We start from the raw sequence: 19969 nt of genomic DNA, 5'->3' as shown, positions 1-19969 counted from the left end.
GCCCAGTCAGTCGAGCAGCGCCAGCAGGTCCGCGGGCCGGGCCGCGGTGAGGTCGGCCGCCTCCGTGGCGTCGTACTGGTGGCCCCAGGCCGCAGCCACCGCCACCGCGCCGCTGTCCCGGGCGGCGCGCAGGTCCAACGGTGAGTCACCCACGTACGCGGCGCGGCCCGGTGCCACGCCCAGCCGCCGGCAGGCCAGCTCGATCCCGTCCGGTGCCGGCTTGGGGCGCGGCACCTGGTCCCCGCCGAGGACGACCCGGAAGCGGCCGAGCAGCCCGACCCGGTCGAGCAGGGTCTCGGCCGCGCGGTGGCTCGCGCCGGTGAACAGGCCCACCGGCACCCGGGCGGCGACCTCGGCGAGCACCTCGGCGACCCCGGGGTAGACGGTGACCCGCTCGGCGAGCGCGGCCAGGTGGGCGTGGTAGGCGGCCAGGTCCGCGTCGGTGGCGGGCCGCCCGAGCAGGTGGGTCAGGAGGTCGGCCGGCGGGCCGATCGGGTAGCCCGCGATGACCTCGGCGTCGGTGCGCTCCGGACCGCCGCCGGCCAGCACCGCCGCGCGGTAGGCCGCCGGCACCACCTCGTGCGACTCGATCAGCGTGCCGTCCATGTCGAAGACGATCCCGGCCACCCGTCCGGCGCCGGCCGGCATCAGCCGCCGGCCCGGTACCCGGTGGCGAGCCGCTTCGGGGCGCGCGCGTACCAGGCCTCGGTGACCAGCTCGGTCAGCTCGTCGACCCCGATCCGGTCGAGCCGGACCAGCACCGCCGGGTAGCCCTCGAAGTGCGGCGTGGTGAAGTAGACCTCGGGGTCGTCGGCCAGCAGCGCCTCCTTGGCGCCCAGGTCGGGCACCCGGGCGCCGAGGATCGGGCCGTCGGGCGCGGCGTCGCCCAGCGCGTCGAGGTCGGCGCGGCGCAGCGGCCGCTCCCAGACGAAGAGCTTGTCGCGCACCCGCCAGGCCGGCAGGTCGTCGTGCGAACCGCGCTCGGTGGTCTCCGGCAGGGCGAGCGCGATCCGCCGGACGTCGTCCCAGGTCGCCATGGGCCGACCCTACGCCGCCCCACCGACACCGGCGCCCGTCGCGGCTCAGCCGGCCGATGCCAGCGGCCGGAGCAGGGCCAGGTCGTGGCGGTCCACGTCCCGCAGCGGGTAGCCGGTGCGGAAGCGCAGCTGCTGGGCGGCCGAGAGGCAGGGCACCACCCGCCCGTCGACGACCCCGGTGGTGAACCCGTCGGCGGCGTAGCGGAACTCGGCCCCGTCCAACCCGGCCTGCACGCCGCTGCCGTCCGGGCGGAAGGCGACCTGGCCGTGGACGGGGCCCAGCAGGCGCTGGTGCTGGCAATGCTCGGCCGGCTCGGCTTCGCGACCACCGTCGACTGGCTGCCGGTGCGGGCCGAACTGGCTGCGCCGGACGGGCGCGCGATCGACCTGCACCCGGTGGCGAGGTCCCGGTGCGGACGGGTCCGGCGGCCCACCAGGGCGTCCACCGCCCAGCCGCCGGCCACCCAGGCCCGGAGGCCGGCCCTGTCGAACTCGGCTAGCAACGCGGTCACCTGTTCCCCGTGCATGACGGGAGATCCTGGCAGACTGGCGGCACGGTCCGCCAACCAGATCGGGGTCGGGATGCGCAGGATCATCGTGGCGTTGTCGGTCTCCCTCGACGGCTACTTCGAGGGGCCTGGCGGCGATCTGAGCTGGCACCGGGTCGACGACGAGCTGCACCGGCACTTCAACGACGAGCTGCGTGGCATGTCCGCCTTCCTCGACGGCCGCCGCAACTACGAGCTGATGGCGAGTTTCTGGCCCACCGCCGACCAGGACCCGGCCAGCACCGCGCCGGTGCGCGAGTTCGCCGCGATCTGGCGGGACATGCCGAAGCTCGTCTACTCGCGCACGCTGGAGCGCGTCGACTGGAACTCCACCCTGGTGCGCGAGGTCGTCCCCGAGGAGGTGCGGGCGCTCAAGGAGCAGCAGGGCGGCGACATGGCCCTCGGCGGCGCCGAGCTGGCGGCCGCCTTCGCCCGGCACGGCCTGGTCGACGAGTGGCGGCTCTACGTCAACCCGGTCGTGCTCGGCGCGGGCCGGCCGCTCTTCCCGGCCGGCAGCCGCCTCGACCTCGACCTGGTCACCGAGCGCCGGTTCGGCAACGGCGTCGTGCAGCTCAGCTACCGCTGACCGCCGGTCCGGCCGGGGTGGAGGCCACCGGCTCCGCCGCCGGCCGGCGGCTCACCAGCAGCGGCGCCACGGTGAGCACCGGGCAGGCCACCGCCATCACGACGCCGGGGACCACATCCGTCCGAACGACTCCGGCGCCCAGGCGATGGCGGGCGCCGTCCCCTTGCGACTGCTCGGTCTGTGACACCGGCGGGGCCTGCCCCGGCTCTTTCCCGCTTCCCCGGGCTGGCGGTCAGCCAGCCCAACTCGTACAGTGGCAGCCTCTTCCTGCGCAGCATCGACAAGCTGTTCGTGACCACCCGGGGAGGACCGATGACGCTCGACCCGCAGGTGGTCGCGTGGCGGGCCGCGCGTGCGGCCGCCGGCACCGCGCCGCTCTACACCCAGAACCTCGCCGAGGCCCGCGCCGCAGATCTCGCCGCGATCCGCGCCGGCGCCGGGCAGGCCGCCGCGTTCCTGCGGGCGCGGTTCGGCCTCACCCCAGCCGGGCCGTCCGCCGGCTCGGGGGCGAGTGGGGCCGACCGTGGCTGACCCGAAGACGACGGCTGCGATGCGTCCGGCGGTGCCCGGGCGGCGACCGGGCGACCTCGCCGGCCCGGACGCCCGCGCCGAACCCGCGTTCGTGCCGCCGGCGAGCCTGGCCGACTTCGCCGAGCTGGCCCGGGCGGCGCTTCCCGCCGAGGTGTGGGACTACGTGGCCGGCGGCAGCGGCACCGAGACCACCCTGGCCGCGAACCGGGCGGCGCTGGACCGGGTGGCGGTGTTGCCCCGGATGCTGGCCGGCGTGGACGTCCCGTCCACCGAGGCGCCACTACCCAGTGGCCGGTTCGCCCTGCCGGTGGCGGTCGCGCCGATGGCGTACCAGAAACTGCTGCACCCGGACGGCGAGCTGGGCCTCGCCGCGGCGGCCCGCGCGGCCGGCGTGCCCTACGTGGCGAGCACCCTGGCCAGCACGCCGATCGAGGCGGTCGCCGCGGTCGGCGGCACGGTCTGGTTCCAGCTCTACTGGCTGCGAGACCGGGGCATGGTGGCCGACCTGCTGGACCGGGCGCTGACCGCGGGCTGCACCGGGCTGATGGTCACCGTCGACGTGCCGGTGCTCGGCCGACGGCTGCGCGACGTGCGCAACGGCTTCACCCTGCCGCCGCACGTCACCGCGGCGAACCTGCCCGGAGGCCGGAACGACCTGGCCCACCAGGGCACCCCCGGGGTGTCCGCGGTGGCGGTGCACACCGGCGCGGTGTTCGCCCCCGCGCTGAACTGGGCCGACCTGGCCTGGCTGCGGGAGCGTACGCCGGTGCCGTTGCTGGTGAAGGGCATCCTGGACCCGCGCGACGCGGTCCGCGCGGCGGAGACCGGGGTGGACGCCGTGGTGGTCTCCAACCACGGCGGGCGGCAGCTCGATGGCGCTCCGGGCAGCGCCGCCGCGCTGCCCGACGTGGTCGCCGCGGTGGGGGAGCACTGCGCGGTGCTGCTGGACAGCGGCGTGCGCGGCGGCACCGACGTGCTGCGCGCCCTCGCCCTCGGCGCGGCCGGCGTGCTGGTCGGCCGGCCGCTGCTCTGGGCCCTGGCGGCCGGCGGGCGGGCCAGCGCCGAGGCGGCCCTGGCGCTGCTCGCCGCCGAGCTGCGCGACGCGTTGGTCCTCAGCGGCTGCGCCGACCCGGCCGCCGCCCGCCAGCTGCGCACCCTGACCGGAGGCTGACGGGGAGCCGGTGGACCTGGCCGTCACGGCCCTGCACCCGAGCGTGGACGACCCCGCGCTGAACTCGATGAACTTCCTGAACGAGGTGGCGCAGCACTACCCGGCCGCGGTGTCGGTCGCCGCCGGCCGGCCGTACGAGGAGTTCTTCGACTCCGCGGTGCTGGCCGAGCACCTGGACACCTTCCGCCGGCATCTCGCCGACGACCTCGGCCTGAGCCCGGTCCAGGTCGACCGGACGCTGCTCCAGTACGGCCGGACCAAGGGCATCGTGCACCACCTGATCGCCCGCAACCTGGCCGTGGACGAGCAGCTCACCGCCGATCCGAGGCGATCGTGGTAACCGTCGGCTGCCAGGAGGCGATGTTCCTGGTGCTGCGCGCGCTGCGGGCCGGGCCGCACGACGTGCTGCTCGCCGTGCCCCACGTACGTCGGGCTGACCGGCGCGGCCCGCCTGGTGGACCTGCCGGTGCGCCCGGTAACCGGCGGCCCCGACGGCATCGACCTGGCCGACCTGCGCGACCAGGTGCACCGCGCCCGGACCGAGGGGCTGCGCCCGCGCGCCTGCTACATGATGCCCGACTTCGCCAACCCCTCCGGGGTCCGCATGGACCTGGCCCGGCGGCGGCTGGTCGACCTGGCCGCCGAGGAGGACCTGCTGCTGATCGAGGACAACCCGTACGGCCTCTTCTCGGCCGCCGGCGCCGAGCGGCTGCCCACCCTCAAGGCGCTGGACACCCGCCGCCGAGTGGTCTACCTCGGCTCGTTCGCCAAGACCGTGCTGCCCGGCGCCCGGGTCGGCTACGTCGTCGCCGACCAGCGGGTGGCCGGCCCCGACGGCACGGTCGGCCCGCTCGCCGACCAGCTAGCGAAGATCAAGAGCATGGTCACCGTGAACACCTCGCCGATCAGCCAGGCGGTGATGGGCGGAGCGCTGCTGGCCCACGACTGCTCCCTGGTCGCGGCGAACGTCCGGGAGCGGGCCGCGTACGCCCGCAACCTGCGGCACCTGGCCGACGGGCTGGCCCGCCGCTTCCCGCCCCGCGGGCCGGTGCGCTGGAACGTCCCGGCCGGCGGCTTCTTCGTGGTGGTCACCGTGCCGTTCGGGGTGGACGACGCGCTGCTGCACCGCTCGGCCCGCGAGTACGGCGTGCTCTGGACCCCAATGGCGCACTTCTACGACGCCGGCGCGCCGGTGAACGCGCTGCGGCTGTCGGTCAGCGCGGTCACCCCGGAGCAGATCGACCTGGGCCTGGACCGGCTGGCCGCGCTGATCACCGCCGAGTCGGCCGGTGCGGTCGGCACCGCCGTCAGCGCGCGTGCGGCCCCTTGATCTCACCGGATCCGCGCACCACCAGCCGGGTGGCGACCGGGTGGATTGTGGGTCGCCACTGATCTCCGTCCAGCCGCCGGAAGATCAGGGAGGCGGCCACCCGCCCCATCTCGGCCGGGTCCTGCGCGACCACCGTGACCGCCGGCTGGAGGAGGTCGGCCAGGGGGAAGTCGTCGAAGCCGACGAGGGCCACCTCGTGCTGCCGGCCGAGTTCCTGCAGGGCGCGGATGGCGCCGATGGTGACCAGGTTCTGGGAGGTGAACAGCGCCGTCGGGGCCGGGTCGTCGCGCAGCAGCCGGCGGACCGCCTCCGCCGAGTCGCGCTCGGTGTGCAGGTCGTGGACCATGGTGGCCGGCCGGATGCCGTGATCGCTCAGCGCCTCCTTGAAGCCCTGCGCGCGCTGCCGGGCCGTCGCGATGGTCCGCAGGTCGCCCAGGTACGCGATGTCCCGGTGGCCGTGCGCGACGAGGTGGTGCACCGCGGTGGCGGCCCCGTGGTGATTGTCGGACAGCACGGCGTCGACCGCCAGGCCGACCGGCGGCCGGTCCACGAACACGACCGGGGTGCCGGCCGCGACCTCCCCGGCCAGGTAGCTCTGGTCGTCGGTGGCGGGCACCACGACCAGGGCGTCGGCCTGCCGCATCGTGAAGGCGTGCACCAGCTCCCGCTCCCGGTCCGGGCTCTCGTCCACACTGCCGGCGAAGATGAGCACGCCCCGGTCCCGGGCGGCGTCCTCGAGGGCCCGGTGCAGGGCGGCCGAGAAGGGGTTGGCCAGATCCTCCAGGACCGCGGCGATGGCCGCGCTGCGGCCGCTGGATCGCCGCAGGCTGCTCGCGGTGAAGTTCGGCCGGTAGTCGAGCTGGGCGATCGCCCGGCGTACCGCGGCGAGCTTCGGCGCGGAGACCCCCGCCTCTCCGTTGACCACCCGCGAGACGGTCTTGGTGCTGACCCCGGCTAGCAGCGCGACGTCTCGGAGCGTGGGCCGGGCCTTGACGCCGGCCGGCGGGGCGGGGGCGGCAGCGTGCATGGGCGCTCCTACCGGAAGGAAGTGCGTGCGGTGGCGGGTGGGGCCACGGCGAAACGCCCAGCCCCACCCGCCGTTGATCGTCTGCCAGGTTAGCGCCACACCGACCGCAACGGCCGGACCGTGAGCGAGCGCACCACCACGGCGCCGCCCTCGGCGAACAGGCCGGTCCCATCGCTCGTGGGCGCCGGGAATATCTGGTCCGTCACGGTGGTCTGTCCGGCGCCGCCGAACACCTCGACGGAGGAACGATCCACGTACACCGTCATCCGTACCCGGTTGCCGTCCACCGACAGGGGACCGGAGTGCACCGCGGGGAAGGGCGGGGCGGCCTGCTGGCCGGAGCGCGTCCGGTCGACGAAGAGGCGGCCTGCCCCCGCGTCGTACCCGATCAGCGTCCGTTCGTCGCCACCGGCGCGTACCTGGAGGCCGAACCGGCGGGCGTCGCGGAGCTCGAACTCCGCCCGGATCTCCAGCACCGTGCCGTCCGCCGCCGCGGGCAGGTCGCGCACCCCTGCCGGGACGGTGGTGTCCCGCAGGGTGTACGCCGGGCCGTCGCCCCGCAGCGAGGTGAGCTGCGCGGTCGGCGACTGGACCAGGCGGACCCGGCCGTCGATCGTGCGCAGGGCGAGTTCCCGGGGCAGGGCCATCGCGCCGCGCCAGGGCGCGGTCGGGACACTGCCGGCGTACTGCCAGTTGTTCAGCCAACCGATCGCGACCCGCCGCCCGCCCGGGGCGTTGTTGTACGTGACCGCGGCGTAGTAGTCCGCCCCGTGGTCGAGCCAGTCGTAGCGGTCCAGCTCGCGCGGCGCCGGCCGGTCGGCGAACATCATGTGGTCGACGAGGATGTGCCCCCAGCCGCCCGAGTTGAAGTCGTTGACCTCCAGGTGGGCCCGCTTCCCGGCGAGGTCGCGGACGTCCCAGGCGACCCAGTCGAGGCGCTCGCTGTCCGCGCCGGTCGCGGTCCGGACCACCTGGCCGTCCACGACCAGGTTCACCGCGGTCTCCACCGCGCGGGGCAGGACGGGCTCGTCGCTGGCGACGAGCTGGTCCACCAGCAGGTGGCCCCAGCCGCCGGTGTTCTCGTCCACGATCCGCAGCTGGGCGCTGCGGCCACGGAACTCGGTCACGTCCCAGTCGCGCCAGTTCATGAAGCCGGAGAAGTTGCCGGTGGCGGTGCGCACCACCCGGCCGTCCACCAGCAGCTCGACCACCGTCCGCCCGGTGCCGTCGTCGAGGTGCCCGCCAGCCCCGACGAGCAGGCCGAGGTGGTCGCGGTCGACGGTGAAGGCGGGTGAGGTCAGCGTGCCGGTCGTCGAGTCGGCCTCGAAGAAGGTGGTGAGCAGCTTGTCACCGACGTGGCCGCGTTCCCACCGGGCCGGGCCCACCACCGGCGCGCGGTCGCGCAGGCCGCCGGTCGCCGTCCAGCCCGCCTGCTCGTACGTCCGGCCGTCGGGCAGCTCGAAGTCGATCACCGGTTCGGCGCCGGCCGGCACGAAGTCTGTCGTCGTGTCCGGCAGGTGCGGGTGCGCGCCCCCGCCGACGAGCAGGTTGAGGTAGCCCCGGTCGATGGTGAAGTCGGGGGAGACGAGCCGGCCCCGGGGGGCGTCGAAGCCGAGGAAGCTGTTCACCAGGGCCCCGCCCCGGAAACCGCTGACCTGCTGCTGGCCCGGCACCGTGCCCGGGTACGGGGCGCCACCGAACGGCCCCGGTCCCAGCACCGGGTCGTTCTCCACCGTCCAGCCGGCGTAACCGTCCTCGAAGTCGGCGAAGAGCGTCCCGGCCGGCGGCTCCGCCTCGCCGGTCACCACGTTGTCGGCGGTGAAGGTGGTGCCGTCCCAGTCGCCGACGAAGTACTGCGCGCCCGAACCGCCGGCGACCGCGCCGGGGTTGAGGTTGACGATCAGCACCCACTTCGGGTGCGCCGGGTCGCCGTCGACGGGCAGCTCGAACAGGTCCGGCACCTCCCACACACCACCGACCGCGTTGGCCGGGCCGAAGTCGCTCAGGTGGGTCCACGACCGCAGGTCGGCCGAGCCGTAGAAGCTCACCTTGTGCTCGGTGGCCCGGACCACCGCCATGGTCCAGCGACCGGACCTGGTGTCCCAGAAAACCTTGGGATCGCGGAACTCCCGCGAACCGAGGTCCAGCACCGGGTTTCCGGCGTATTTGGTCCAGGTGCGACCCCGGTCGGTGCTGTACGCCAGCGACTGGGCCTGGATGCCGGTGGCCGGGTACCAGCTGGTGTAGACGGCGACCATCGCCGGCGCGCCGGGGCGGCCGAAGCCGGAGGTGTTCCGCTCGTCGACCACCACCGAACCGGAGAAGATGTGCTCGTCGGCCGAGTACGGAATGGCCAGCGGCAGCTCCTCCCAGTGCAGCAGGTCCCGGCTGACCGCGTGCCCCCAGGACATGTTCCCCCACTGCGCGCCCTCGGGGTTGTACTGGTAGAAGAGGTGCCACTCGCCCTGGTACCAGACGAGCCCGTTCGGATCGTTCATCCAGTTGCGCGCCGGGCTGAAGTGCAGCTGTGGCCGATACGGCTCGTCCCTGGTCGTCGCTCCCGCGGCAGCGGCGCCCGGCGCCGCCGCCACGAGAGCCGCGGCCGCGCACGCGGCCAACCATCGGCGGATCCTCATCCCATCCTCCGTCCTTCGAGGACGCCCGAGCCGACCGGGGTCGGTGCCGGACGTGACCGTGGGGCGAATCCTGAGCCGGCTCCGACATCGATGTCAAGGGCGGCGTGCGAGTTAGGTGCAGGTTGGAGAAAACTAGTGGCAAAGGCATTGACATCTCCCGGCTACTGCGTCGAAACTGCCCTGACATCGTTGTCAAATCTGCCCCCGGCCCTCGTGGGTGCCTGATGGGAGAACACATGATCCAGCGCATCGGCCGCCGTAGCGCCGCTCTGCTGGCCGCCGTAGCGGCGACCGGCATGGTCGTCGCCGGCTGCGGTGACAGCTCGGGTGACGGCGGCTCCGGCGACAAGAGCGTCGCGGTAGCCCTGATCACCAAGAACTCCACGAACCCGTTCTTCGTCACCATGCAGCAGGGCGCGAAGAAGGCCGCCGAGGCGGAGGGCGTGAAGCTGACCCTGGCCGCCGGCAAGGAGGACGGCGACGAGGCCGGCCAGGTGCAGGCGATCGAGGACGCCATCGCCCGCGGTGACGAGGGCATCCTGATCACCCCGAACGGTCCCGGCGTCAACCCGGCCATCAAGAAGGCCCGTGACGCCGGCCTCTACGTGATCGCGCTGGACACCCCGCCCGACCCGGCGAACACCGTGGACATCACCTTCGCCACCGACAACTTCACGGCCGGCGAGCTGATCGGCAAGTGGACGGCCACCCAGCTCGCCGGCAAGCCGGCCACCATCGCCCTGCTCGACCTCTTCAATGACAAGATCGTCTCCGTCGACTACAACCGGGACCAGGGCTTCCTGACCGGCATGGGCATCGACACCGGCGACAAGAAGAAGAACGGCGACGAGGCGAAGACGGGCAGCTACTCGGGCGGCAGCTACACGATCGCCTGCAACGAGCCGACCAACGGCGCCGAGGACGGCGGCCGGACGGCCATGGAGAACTGCCTGACCAAGAACCCGGACATCAACGTCGTCTACACCATCAACGAGCCGGCCGCGGTCGGCGCGCACAAGGCCCTCCAGGCGGCCGGCAAGACCCAGGGTGTCCTGGTCGTCTCGGTCGACGGCGGCTGCGACGGCGTACGGCAGGTCAAGGACGGCGTCATCGGCGCCACCTCGCAGCAGTACCCGCTGAAGATGGCCGAGCTGGGCGTCCAGGCGATCAAGAAGATCGCGAACGACGGGGAGAAGCCGAAGGTCTCCGACGGCCTGGACTTCTTCGACACCGGCGTCGCCCTGGTCACCGACAAGCCGGCCGCCGGCGTCGAGAGCATCACCAGCGCCGACGGCGCCCAGCGCTGCTGGGGCTGACCATCCCCGCCACGGTCGAGGGCCCGGGGCATCCTCCGCCCCGCGCCCTCGGCCGGGCAGTCCGTCCGCCACCGCCGAATCCGGCAGGGAGCCTCCGATGACCGCCACGACCCCACCCACCACCGCCGCCCAGCAGTTCGCGCTGCGCCGGCACACGCCACTGCGACGTGTTCAGCACCTGCTGCACGCGCACCCCGCGATCAGCCCGTTCCTCGTGCTGGTCATCTCGTTCGTCGTCTTCTCCACGCTGAACCCGCGCTTCGCGTCACCCAACTCGCTCTCGCTGGTGCTCCAGCAGGTGGCCGTGATCGGCGCGCTCGCCGTCGGGCAGACGCTGATCATCCTGACCGCCGGCATCGACCTCTCGGTCGGCGCCATCGTCATCCTGGCCATGATGCTCTCCGCGAAGCTGGCCGAGGGGCAGGGACTGCCGGGCCTCCTCGCCATCGTCCTCGCCGTCGCGGTCGGCGCCGCAGCGGGCGCGCTCAACGGGGCGCTGGTGACCCGACTCAAGCTGCCGCCGTTCATCGTCACCCTCGGCACGCTGAGCGTCTTCACCGCCCTCGGGCTGCTCTACTCGAGCGGCCAGAGCGTCCAGGCCACCGACCTCCCGGCGGTGCTGAGCTGGACCGGTGAGTCGTTCCCGGTGGGCCGGTTCCGGATCACCCTCGGGGTCGTCGCGGTCCTCGTCCTCTACCTTGCGGTGGGCTACGCCCTGGCCAAGACCGCCTGGGGACGGCACGTCTACGCCGTGGGCGACGACAAGGAGGCCGCCCGGCTGGCCGGCATCCGGGTCGACCGGGTGCTGCTCAGCGTCTACCTCGTCGCCGGCGCGATCTACGGCCTCACCGCCTGGATCCTCATCGGACGCGCCGGCGCGGCCAGCCCCAACGCCATCACGGACGCCAACCTGGAGAGCATCACCGCCGTCGTCATCGGTGGCACCAGCCTTTTCGGTGGCCGGGGCGCGGTGTTGGGCACCCTGCTCGGCGCGCTGATCGTCGGCTTCTTCCGCAGCGGCCTGTCCCTCGCCGGAGTGGACGACCAGTACCGGGTACTCGCCGTCGGCCTGCTGGTGATCCTCGCCGTGGCCGTGGACCAGTGGATCAGAAAGGTGAGGTCATGACCGCCACCACCACGCCCGCCCCCGCCGGCCGGTCCGGCGCCGCCGACAGCGACCAACGGTCACCGGTGCTGTCGGCCCGGGGTCTGGTCAAGACGTTCGGCAGGGTCGTCGGGCTGGACGGGGTGGACCTGGACCTGTACCCGGGCGAGGTGCTCGCCGTGATCGGGGACAACGGCGCCGGGAAGTCCACCCTGATCAAGTGCCTGACCGGCGCGCTGACGCCCGACGCCGGGGAGATCCTCCTGGCGGGGAAGCCGGCACAGTTCAAGCGGCCGCAGGACGCCCGGGACGCCGGTATCGAGACGGTCTACCAGACCCTCGCCGTGGCGCCGGCCTTGGACATCGCCAGCAACCTCTTCCTCGGTCGGGAGAAGCGCCGGCCGGGCGTGCTCGGTTCGGTCTTCCGGATGCTCGACCACAAGGGCATGCGTCGGGAGGCCGCGCAGGCCCTGGCCGACCTGGGGATCGGCACCCTGCAGAACGTGGCGCAGGCGGTCGAGACGCTCTCCGGCGGCCAGCGTCAGGCCGTGTCGGTGGCCCGGGCCGCGGCCTTCGGCAGCAAGGTGATCGTGCTCGACGAGCCGACGGCCGCGCTCGGCGTCAAAGAGTCCAACCAGGTGCTGCGGATGATCGAGGAGGTGCGATCCCGGGGCCTGCCGGTCATCCTCATCAGCCACAACATGCCCCATGTGTTCGAGGTGGCCGACCGCATCCACATCCAGCGACTGGGTCGGTGCGCGGGCGTGGTGACTCCGGCCTCCCACACCATGCCGGAGGTGGTGGCCATCATGACCGGCGCGACCACCCTCGAGGAGACGCCGGGCCGGACGGCGGACTGAACCGCCGTGCACGTGACCGGGGTGGCGCGGGCCCCAGGAAAGGAAGACTGTGATCACCGTTGTCGGCGAGAGCCTGGTGGACCTCATCGAGGATCCCTCGGGCGTGGCGGCCGCCCACCCGGGCGGCAGCCCGGCGAACGTGGCGGTGGCGTTGGGCCGCCTCGACCAGCCCGCCACCCTGCTTACCCAACTGGGTGACGACGCGTACGGGCGGCTTCTCCGCGCCCACCTGGCCGGCAGCGGCGTACGGCTGGATCCGGCGTCGCTGTCGGACCTGCCGTCCACCAGCGTGGCCCGGACCCGGGTGGGCGCGGACGGCCAGGCCGGCTACGACTTCGACATCGACTGGCGCTCCTTCCCGCAGCGGGCCCTGACCGATGTCGGGGCCGGCAGCGACTGCCTGCACACCGGCTCGTTGGCGACCGTGCTCGCGCCCGGCGCGGACGACGTGCTGGCGCTGGTCCAGGACCGGCGGGCCACCACGATGATCAGTTACGACCCGAACTGCCGGCCGTCCCTGATGGGCGAGCCGGCGACGGTCCTGCGCCGGGTCGAGGAGCTGGTGGCGGCGAGCGACGTGGTGAAGGTCAGCCGGGAGGACCTGGCCTGGCTCCACCCGGGACGCGCACACGAACGGGTCGGACGGGAGTGGCTCGAGCGGGGCGCCGTCCTCGTCGTGGTGACGTGCGGTGAACGTGGAGCGTGGGCGGGTACCCGACACGGCGAGGTGCGGGTCGACGCCCTGCCGGTGCGGGTGGTGGACACCGTCGGGGCAGGGGACGCCTTCACCGCCGGCGTGCTGGCCGCGCTGGCCCAGCGGGACCTGCTCGGCGCCGCGCGGCGGGCCGCCCTCGACACCGCCGACCCGGCCACGATCGCCGGCGTGCTCCGGGACGCCGCACGAGTGGCCGCCTGGACGTGTGGGCGGAAGGGAGCCGATCCGCCCACCCGGGCCCAGCTGACCGCCCGGCCCGTCCCGGCCTGACGCCGCGCTGTCGCCGTCCCGCCACCACCCGTGTTCCCGGGTGGGACGGCCACCGTTGATAATGGACGGATGGTTGCCTGGGAGTACGCGTTGCTGGTCCGCCGCTATCAGGGGCAGGGCCGCAATTTTCACGTCACGTTCGTCTGGTACGGCCCGGACGGGTCGCGCACCGACGTGACCGCGTACGGCGACACCGCGATCGCGCACCTCAACCGGGTCGGCCGGGAGGGCTGGGAGCTGGTTTCCGCCGCCGAGGACGTGAACAACGTGCAGGGCAGCACCGAGGTGCACCGCTACCACCTCAAGCGCCCCCTGCGCTGACCGGCTAGCGTGGCCTCCCAGGTCGGGGGAGGAGCAGCGGGTGGGCCGGTACGTCATCGGGGTGGACTTCGGCACGCTCTCCGGGCGGGCCGTCGTGGTCGACGTGGCCGACGGCACCGAGCGGGGCAGCGCGGTGCACGCGTACCGGCACGGGGTGATCACCGAACGGCTGCCCGGCGGGCCCGCGCTGCGGCCCGGCTGGGCGCTCCAGGACCCGGCCGACCACCTAGAGGTGCTGCGCACCGCCGTGCCCGCCGCCGTCCGCGCCGCCGGGATCGATCCGGCCGAGGTGGTCGGCCTCGGCCTCGACGCCACCTCCTGCACCGTGCTGCCCACCCGCGCGGACGGCACCCCGCTCGCCGAGCTGGCGGAGTTCCGCAATCGGCCGCACGCCTGGCCGAAGCTCTGGAAGCACCACTCGGCGCAGCGGCAGGCCGAGCGGATCAACACGCTGGCCGCCGCCCGCGGCGAGCCCTGGCTGGCCCGCTACGGCGGCCGGGTCTCCGCCGAGTGGCAGCTCGCCAAGGCGTTGGAGCTGCTGGAGGAGGACCCGGAGGTCTTCCGCCGCGCCGACCGCTGGGTCGAGACCGCCGACTGGCTGGTCCGGCGGCTCTGCGGCCGGGCGACCCGCAACGCCTCGGCCGCCGGCTTCAAGGGGCTGCGCCAGGACGGCCGCTACCCGGCCCCCGACTTCCTCGCCGCGCTGCACCCGGACCTGCCGGACCTGCTGGCGAAGACCGACGACGGGCCGTTGCTGCCGCCGGCCGCGCGGGCCGGCGGGCTGACCGCCGAGGCGGCCGGCTGGACCGGCCTGCCGGCCGAGATCGCGGTGGCCGCCGGGGCGATCGACGCGCACGTCACCGCGGCCGCGGCCCGCTCGGTCGAGCCCGGTCGGATGCTCGCCGTGCTCGGCACCTCCACCTGCCTGATCATGAACGCGGAGACCTGCCACGAGGTGCCCGGCGTCTGCGGCGTCGTCGAGGGCGGCGTCACCGCCGGCCGGTGGGGCTACGAGGCCGGCCAGAGCGGGGTCGGCGACATCTTCGCCTGGTACGTCGAACGCCTCCTGCCGGCGTCGTACGCCGAGGAGGCCGCCCGCCGCGGGGTGTCCGTGCACGAGCTGCTGGACTCGCTCGCCGCCGACCAGCCGGTGGGCGGGCACGGGCTGCTCGCGCTGGACTGGCACAGCGGCAACCGGTCGGTGCTGATGGACCACGAGCTGAGCGGGGTGCTGGTCGGGCTCACCCTGGCCACCCGGCAGGAGGAGATCTGGCGGGCGCTGCTGGAGGCGACCGCGTTCGGCGCCCGCACCGTGGTCGAGGCGTTCGAGGCCGCCGGCGTACCCGTCGACGAGCTGACCGCCGCCGGCGGGCTCACCGCCAACCGGCTGCTGCTGCGCATCTACGCCGACGTGCTGCGCCGCCCGCTGCACGTGGTGGACGCCGCGCACCCGGCGGCGCTGGGCGCGGCGATCCACGCGGCGGTGGCCGCCGGGGCGTACCCGGACGTGGAGAGCGCATCGGCGGCCATGGGCGCGCCGCGCCGCGAGACCTGGCACCCGGACCCAGCCCGCGCCGCCGCCTACGACGAGCTGTACGCCGAGTACCGCGCCCTGCACGACCACTTCGGCCGCGGCGGCACCGACCTCCTCCACCGCCTCCACCACATGCGCCACCGCGCCCACCCCACCCCCTGACCTCCGCCCCCAGCGGCGTTGATCATGAAGTTATTGCCCAGGAACGCGCTTCCTGGGCAATAACTTCATGATCAACGCCGCTGGGCGGGACGCGGAACGCCCCGCCCGGCAGGGGCCGGGCAGGGCGTCGGGAGAGGCGGTGGGTGGGTCAGCCGAGGTCGACGGCGGGGTAGAGGGGGAAGGCGGTGAGCAGGTCGCTGGCCTGCTTGCTCACCGTCTCGGCCAGGGCGGGGTCGAGGACGTACTTGGCCTTGGACGGGGTGCCGTCCGCGTTCGCGCCCGGGGTGGTCTGGCTGAGCACGGTGTGCATCAGCTCGGCCGTGGTGTCCATCTCGGTGGCGTCCAGGCCCCGGGTGGTCAGCGCCGGGGTGCCGATCCGGATGCCCGAGGTGTACCAGGCGCCGTTCGGGTCCTGCGGGACGGCGTTGCGATTGGTCACGATGCCGGAGTCGAGCAACGCCTGCTCGGCCTGCCGGCCGGTGAGGCCGTAGCCGGAGACGTCGATGAGCACCAGGTGGTTGTCGGTGCCGCCGGTGACCAGCTTGGCGCCCCGGTGCAGCAGCCCCTCGGCGAGCGCCTGGGCGTTGTCGACGATGCGCTGCGCGTAGTCGGCGAAGTCGGGGCGGCGGGCCTCGGCCAGGGCGACCGCCTTGGCGGCCATCACGTGCGGCAGCGGGCCGCCGAGCACCATCGGGCAGCCCCGGTCGACCTGGTCGGCCAGCTCCGGGCCGCAGAGCACCATGCCGCCGCGCGGGCCGCGCAGCGACTTGTGGGTGGTGGTGGTGACGATGTGGGCGTGCGGCACCGGGTCGAAGTCGCCGGTGAACACCTTGCCGGCGACCAGGCCGGCGAAGTGCGCCATGTCGACCATGAAGGTGGCGCCGACCGAGTCGGCGATCTCCCGCATGATCCGGAAGTTGACCTTCCGGGGGTACGCCGAGTAGCCGGCGACCAGGATCAGCGGCTTGAACTCGCGGGCCGCCTCGGCGACCTTGTCGTAGTCGACCAGGCCGGTGGCCGGGTCGGTGCCGTAGCTGCGCTGGTCGAACATCTTGCCGGAGATGTTCGGCCGGAAGCCGTGGGTGAGGTGGCCGCCGGCGTCCAGCGACATGCCGAGCATCCGCTGGTTGCCCAGCTCGCGGCGCAGCGCGAACCAGTCCGCCTCGGTGAGGTCGTTGACCTGGCGTACCTGGGCCTTCTTCAGGGCCGGGGACTCGACCCGGTCGGCCAGGATCGCCCAGAAGGCGACCAGGTTGGCGTCGATGCCGGAGTGCGGCTGCACGTACGCGTGGGCGGCGCCGAACAGCTCCTTCGCGTGCTCGGCGGCGAGCGCCTCGACGGTGTCGACGTTCTGGCAGCCGGCGTAGAAGCGGCGGCCGATGGTGCCCTCGGCGTACTTGTCGCTGAACCAGTTGCCCATGGCCAGCAGGGTGGCCGGGGAGGCGTAGTTCTCGCTGGCGATGAGCTTGAGCGACTCGCGCTGGTCGGCCAGTTCGGCCCCGATGGCGTCCGCCACCCGCGGCTCGACGGCGCGGATCACCTCCAGCGCGCTGCGGAAGGCGGTGGATTCGGCGTTCAGCGACATGAGACCTCCTGGTGACGTGCGGAAGGCCCAGGCGCTCGGCATGCGTCCTCGTGACGGGACCGCTCCCCGATGGTTCTCCATCCCCACGCGCCAGTAACGGCCCGCGCCGATCCTACCGGGTGGGCCGCGGGCCGCCGGGGGTGACCGGGCCACCCGGTTGTCGGCCCGGCCCGGAACGCGGGATTAGCCGCCCGTGCGGTGGGCACGTCACCATCGGGGCCGGTCACGGTGCGTGCGGACCGCGCCCGACGACGAGGGGAGTGAGCAGACATGAGCACACCGACCGGCCGTCCGCTCGCCGTGGTGACCGGCGCGTCCAGCGGCATCGGGTACGAGTTGGCCGCCCAGTTCACCGAGCACGGGTACGACGTGGTGGTGGCCGCCGAGGATCCGGCGATCGCGACGGCGGCGCGGAACCTGCGCCGCGACGACGGCCCGGCGGCCTACCCGGTCCGGGTGGACCTCGCCACGCCCGATGGGGTGGAGCAGCTGGCCGCGGCCGTGGCGGAGCTGGGCCGGCCGGTCGACGCGCTGGCGCTCAACGCCGGCCGGGGCGCCGGCGGGGACTTCGTCGGCGGGACGGATCTACAGGACGAGTTGAACATCGTCGACCTGAACGTGCGCTCGACGGTGCACCTGGCCAAGCGGCTGCTGCCGGGCATGGTCGAGCGGGGCCGGGGGCGGGTGCTGTTCACCTCGTCGATCGCTTCGACCATGCCGGGGGCGTTCCAGGCGGTCTACAACGCCTCGAAGTCGTTCGTGCAGTCGTTCGCCGAGGCGTTGCGCAACGAGCTGAAGGACACCGGGGTCACGGTCACCTCGCTGATGCCCGGCCCGACCGAGACCGAGTTCTTCGAGCGGGCCCACATGGAGGACACCCGGGTCGGCCAGGGGAAGAAGGACGACCCGCGCGCGGTGGCCGAGGACGCCTTCGAGGCCCTGATGAAGGGGGAGCACAAGGTGTCCGCCGGCTCGTTCGTGAACAAGCTCCAGACCGCGGCCGGCAAGATCGTCCCCGACCGGCTGAAGGCGGAGCAGCACCGGAAGATGGCCGAGCCGGACTCGGGCAGCTGAGCGGCGGAAACGACGGCGGGACCCGGCCTCGGCCGGGTCCCGCCGTCACGTCGTGCCAGGTCAGGCGACGACGGCGTCCAGCGACTTCTTCAGCGCCTTCGGGGCGGTCGGGGTCTTCGGCGCCTTCGGGCGCAGGTTGATCATGCGCTGGCCGATCTCCTGGAGCTGGTTACGGCCGAGCGCCTCGCGGACCTTGGGGAACCACTCCTGCTCCTCCTCCTCGACGTGGTGCAGCACGTTCTCGATCAGCACCGTCGTCTTGGCGTTGTAGCGCTCGTCGTCCGCGTCCATCGTGAACAGCTCGAAGCAGAGCACGTCGGCGACGTGGTGCTCCTCGTACGACTCCAGGATGTCGTCCTCGACGTCGGGCACGAGCTTGCGGACCTCCGGGTACATCACCTCGTTCTCGAGGTACGTGTGCACCGTCAACGCCTCGAGGATCTGCGTGACGAGCTTCTTCCGTTCCGCCGCCGGGCCCTCCTCGGCGTCCTGGAAGGCCTTGAACAGGCGGCGCATCTCCTTGTGGTCCTCCTTGAGCAGGACGATCGCATCGGTGGACACCGGGGTACCTCCTAGAGTCGGTTGATGACGCCCCCCTACCCCCGTCCCGACCAGGACAAACGAAAGAGGCCCGGCGACACGTCGCCTGGCCCCTCCGTTGGTGCTACCGCTACTTGACCACGTTGTACGCGTCGACCATGCCGGCGCCGTAGAACGAGTTGCGCTCCCCGCCGGAGCACGTGGCGTCGTACGCGTGCGGGCCGTCCGCGTGCAGCGGCGCCGGGTTGTAGACGCCCTCCGGGCAGGACTGCGCGACCGACGTGCGCTCCAGGAACGACGCCAGCTGGCCCGGGGTCATCCCCGGGTGCGCCGACAACGCCAGCGCCGCGACGCCGGTGGCGTGCGGGCCGGACATCGAGGTGCCCTGCTTGTACCCCCACCCGTTGGTGCGGGTGGCGGTGTTGAAGGTGGTCGACAGGATCTGGTCCGTGGTCGTCGGGCTAACGCCCTGGGTACGGAACCGGCTGTCACCACCCGGCGCCGTCACGTCCACCACGCCCAGGCCGTACGAGGAGTAGTAGCTCTTCGCGCCGGTCGGACCGACGGCGGAGACGGTCACCACGCCCGGCGCCTCGGCCGGCAGGTCGAGGCAGGCGTTGGTGAGGTTCTCGCGCACCTCCGGCGTCCCGTTGTTCGGGCTGCCGGTGTCGGTGATCTTGTGCGCGAGGTCGTAGTTGGAGTTGCCCGCGGACGCCACGTTCAGCACGCCCTTGGACTGCGAGTAGCGCAGCGCCCGCTGCACGGCCTGCCACACCGGACGCTGGCGGGCGTCGTTGCGGCAGTTCAGCTCCCACGGGTCGATGAAGTAGCTGTTGTTGGTCAGCTGCATCCCGTGCTCGGCGGCCCACATGAACCCGCAGACCGCGGCCTCCGGGAAGATGTAGCCGTCGTTGTTGACCACCTTGACCGCGGCGACCTTGACGCCCGGCGCGATGCCGGTCACGCCGACGCCGTTGACGGCGGCGGCGATGGTGCCGGCCACGTGGGTGCCGTGGTCGCTGGTGGTCGGGTTCCACGCCGCCTCGGTGGTGTCGGTGACACCGCCGATGCAGGACGTGCTCTTGTCCTTGGCGATCTGGGTCGCCAGGTCCGGGTGGGTGCTGGAGATGCCGCTGTCCAGCACGCCGACGACGACGTTCGGGCTGCCGTTGTTGACCGCGTGGGCCTGCGGCACGTGGATCATGTTCATGTCCCACTGCTGCCCGTACAGCGGCTCCTTGGTCGGGTCGCCGGTGGCGTTGGCGACGTCGGCCGCGGCGACCTCCACGGTCTCGCCCTCGTCGAGGGCGGTGCCCAGGCCGGCGGTGGACGCGACCGACTCGACGCCCGCCCCCGCCACCTGGGTGGCGAAGTCCGGGTTGGTCGAGCGGACGACGAGCACGCCGATCTGGTCGTAGGTGGCCACGACGGTGCCCTTGGCGGCCGCCACGCGGGCGGCGGCCTTGCTGGTGTTGGCGCCCTGCGGGGCGAGGACCAGATACGAGGTGTCCGATCCGGCGGCCGCCGCCGGTGCCAGCCCGCCCGTGAGGGCGAGGCCGACGCCGAGCGTCGCGGCGGACGCGGCGGCCAGTGTCTTGCGACGGAGGTTCTTCACACAGAC

The 19969-nt window shown here is 73.3% G+C and carries 19 protein-coding genes, 3 pseudogenes and 1 riboswitch; of the genes and pseudogenes, 12 read left to right on the top strand and 10 right to left on the bottom strand.

Features of this window, described 5'->3' with window-relative positions:
- Positions 1-6 precede the first annotated feature (6 nt).
- The 4 genes and pseudogenes from AB0F68_RS20665 to AB0F68_RS20650 form a co-directional block, all read right to left on the bottom strand.
- Positions 7-648 (bottom strand): HAD family hydrolase, encoded by a 642-nt coding sequence (locus AB0F68_RS20665; RefSeq protein WP_357340646.1) that lies wholly within the window; start codon positions 646-648, stop codon positions 7-9.
- On the bottom strand, positions 648-1037 hold the full coding sequence (locus AB0F68_RS20660; RefSeq protein WP_357340644.1) for an MmcQ/YjbR family DNA-binding protein: 390 nt from the start codon (positions 1035-1037) through the stop codon (positions 648-650). Before AB0F68_RS20660 ends, AB0F68_RS20665 begins: the two co-directional genes overlap by 1 nt.
- A gap of 45 nt (positions 1038-1082) precedes the next feature.
- Positions 1083-1271, bottom strand: coding sequence for a hypothetical protein (locus tag AB0F68_RS20655; protein ID WP_357340642.1), 189 nt, complete (start codon positions 1269-1271; stop codon positions 1083-1085).
- Between the two features lie 221 nt (positions 1272-1492).
- A pseudogene (locus AB0F68_RS20650) lies at positions 1493-1564 on the bottom strand (hypothetical protein); the annotation flags it as partial.
- On the opposite strand from AB0F68_RS20650, the gene AB0F68_RS20645 reads away from it, so the two are divergent.
- Positions 1563-2171: a dihydrofolate reductase family protein gene (locus AB0F68_RS20645; RefSeq protein WP_357340721.1), complete on the top strand. Its 609-nt coding sequence runs from the start codon at positions 1563-1565 to the stop codon at positions 2169-2171. The pseudogene AB0F68_RS20650 and the gene AB0F68_RS20645 sit on opposite strands and share 2 nt — an antisense overlap.
- Here the strand turns inward: AB0F68_RS20645 and AB0F68_RS20640 are convergent.
- Complete coding sequence (locus AB0F68_RS20640) at positions 2158-2286, bottom strand: hypothetical protein (RefSeq protein WP_357340640.1); 129 nt, start codon at positions 2284-2286, stop codon at positions 2158-2160. The genes AB0F68_RS20645 and AB0F68_RS20640 overlap by 14 nt on opposite strands.
- Positions 2287-2483: 197 nt before the next feature.
- Here AB0F68_RS20640 and AB0F68_RS20635 point away from each other — a divergent pair.
- From AB0F68_RS20635 to AB0F68_RS20620, 4 genes and pseudogenes are all read left to right on the top strand, one after another.
- Positions 2484-2612 (top strand): annotated as a pseudogene (locus AB0F68_RS20635) (alpha/beta hydrolase); the annotation flags it as partial.
- A gap of 109 nt (positions 2613-2721) precedes the next feature.
- Entirely contained in the window at positions 2722-3873 is a 1152-nt protein-coding gene (locus AB0F68_RS20630; RefSeq protein ID WP_357340638.1) for an alpha-hydroxy acid oxidase, read from the top strand.
- A gap of 10 nt (positions 3874-3883) precedes the next feature.
- Complete coding sequence (locus AB0F68_RS20625) at positions 3884-4213, top strand: hypothetical protein (protein ID WP_357340635.1); 330 nt, start codon at positions 3884-3886, stop codon at positions 4211-4213.
- A 51-nt stretch (positions 4214-4264) separates the two neighbouring features.
- Positions 4265-5203 (top strand): annotated as a pseudogene (locus AB0F68_RS20620) (PLP-dependent aminotransferase family protein); the annotation flags it as partial.
- Here AB0F68_RS20620 and AB0F68_RS20615 read toward each other — a convergent pair.
- On the bottom strand, positions 5181-6230 hold the full coding sequence (locus AB0F68_RS20615) for a LacI family DNA-binding transcriptional regulator (RefSeq protein WP_357340633.1): 1050 nt from the start codon (positions 6228-6230) through the stop codon (positions 5181-5183). The pseudogene AB0F68_RS20620 and the gene AB0F68_RS20615 sit on opposite strands and share 23 nt — an antisense overlap.
- An 89-nt stretch (positions 6231-6319) precedes the next feature.
- Positions 6320-8866, bottom strand: coding sequence for a GH32 C-terminal domain-containing protein (locus tag AB0F68_RS20610; protein WP_357340627.1), 2547 nt, complete (start codon positions 8864-8866; stop codon positions 6320-6322).
- 236 nt (positions 8867-9102) lie between these two features.
- Here AB0F68_RS20610 and AB0F68_RS20605 point away from each other — a divergent pair, with 236 nt between their 5' ends.
- The 6 genes from AB0F68_RS20605 to AB0F68_RS20580 all read left to right on the top strand — a co-directional run bounded on the left by AB0F68_RS20605 (position 9103) and on the right by AB0F68_RS20580 (position 15149).
- On the top strand, positions 9103-10182 hold the full coding sequence (locus AB0F68_RS20605) for a substrate-binding domain-containing protein (RefSeq protein ID WP_357340612.1): 1080 nt from the start codon (positions 9103-9105) through the stop codon (positions 10180-10182).
- A gap of 97 nt (positions 10183-10279) precedes the next feature.
- Complete coding sequence (locus AB0F68_RS20600; RefSeq protein WP_357340610.1) at positions 10280-11308, top strand: ABC transporter permease; 1029 nt, start codon at positions 10280-10282, stop codon at positions 11306-11308.
- The gene (locus AB0F68_RS20595; protein WP_357340607.1) at positions 11305-12147 is read left to right on the top strand and encodes an ATP-binding cassette domain-containing protein; all 843 of its coding nucleotides are present in this window, start codon (positions 11305-11307) and stop codon (positions 12145-12147) included. The genes AB0F68_RS20600 and AB0F68_RS20595 overlap by 4 nt, the downstream gene beginning before the upstream one ends.
- A 49-nt stretch (positions 12148-12196) precedes the next feature.
- On the top strand, positions 12197-13132 hold the full coding sequence (locus AB0F68_RS20590) for a carbohydrate kinase (protein ID WP_357340605.1): 936 nt from the start codon (positions 12197-12199) through the stop codon (positions 13130-13132).
- A 69-nt stretch (positions 13133-13201) separates the two neighbouring features.
- Positions 13202-13453, top strand: coding sequence for a hypothetical protein (locus AB0F68_RS20585; RefSeq protein ID WP_357340602.1), 252 nt, complete (start codon positions 13202-13204; stop codon positions 13451-13453).
- Between the two features lie 40 nt (positions 13454-13493).
- Positions 13494-15149, top strand: coding sequence for a ribulokinase (locus AB0F68_RS20580; protein WP_357340600.1), 1656 nt, complete (start codon positions 13494-13496; stop codon positions 15147-15149).
- A 148-nt stretch (positions 15150-15297) separates the two neighbouring features.
- Here the strand turns inward: AB0F68_RS20580 and AB0F68_RS20575 are convergent, their stop codons facing one another.
- On the bottom strand, positions 15298-16734 hold the full coding sequence (locus AB0F68_RS20575; RefSeq protein ID WP_357340598.1) for a glycine hydroxymethyltransferase: 1437 nt from the start codon (positions 16732-16734) through the stop codon (positions 15298-15300).
- Between the two features lie 18 nt (positions 16735-16752).
- Positions 16753-16842: riboswitch (ZMP/ZTP riboswitch) on the bottom strand.
- A 162-nt stretch (positions 16843-17004) separates the two neighbouring features.
- Between AB0F68_RS20575 and AB0F68_RS20570 the strand changes: the two genes are divergently transcribed.
- Entirely contained in the window at positions 17005-17808 is an 804-nt protein-coding gene (locus AB0F68_RS20570) for an SDR family NAD(P)-dependent oxidoreductase (protein WP_357340591.1), read from the top strand.
- A gap of 60 nt (positions 17809-17868) precedes the next feature.
- On the opposite strand, the gene AB0F68_RS20565 is transcribed toward AB0F68_RS20570, so the two are convergent.
- Together AB0F68_RS20565 and AB0F68_RS20560 are read right to left on the bottom strand one after the other, a co-directional pair.
- Positions 17869-18369, bottom strand: a complete 501-nt coding sequence (locus AB0F68_RS20565) for a hemerythrin domain-containing protein (protein ID WP_357340589.1) — start codon at positions 18367-18369, stop codon at positions 17869-17871.
- Between the two features lie 109 nt (positions 18370-18478).
- Complete coding sequence (locus AB0F68_RS20560; RefSeq protein ID WP_357340587.1) at positions 18479-19963, bottom strand: S8 family serine peptidase; 1485 nt, start codon at positions 19961-19963, stop codon at positions 18479-18481.
- Between the last annotated feature and the right edge of the window lie 6 nt (positions 19964-19969).

Origin of the sequence: Micromonospora sp. NPDC023966, from assembly GCF_040639095.1 — a bacterium.
GTDB lineage: Bacteria > Actinomycetota > Actinomycetes > Mycobacteriales > Micromonosporaceae > Micromonospora.
This window is presented reverse-complemented; position numbering and strand designations above follow the sequence as displayed.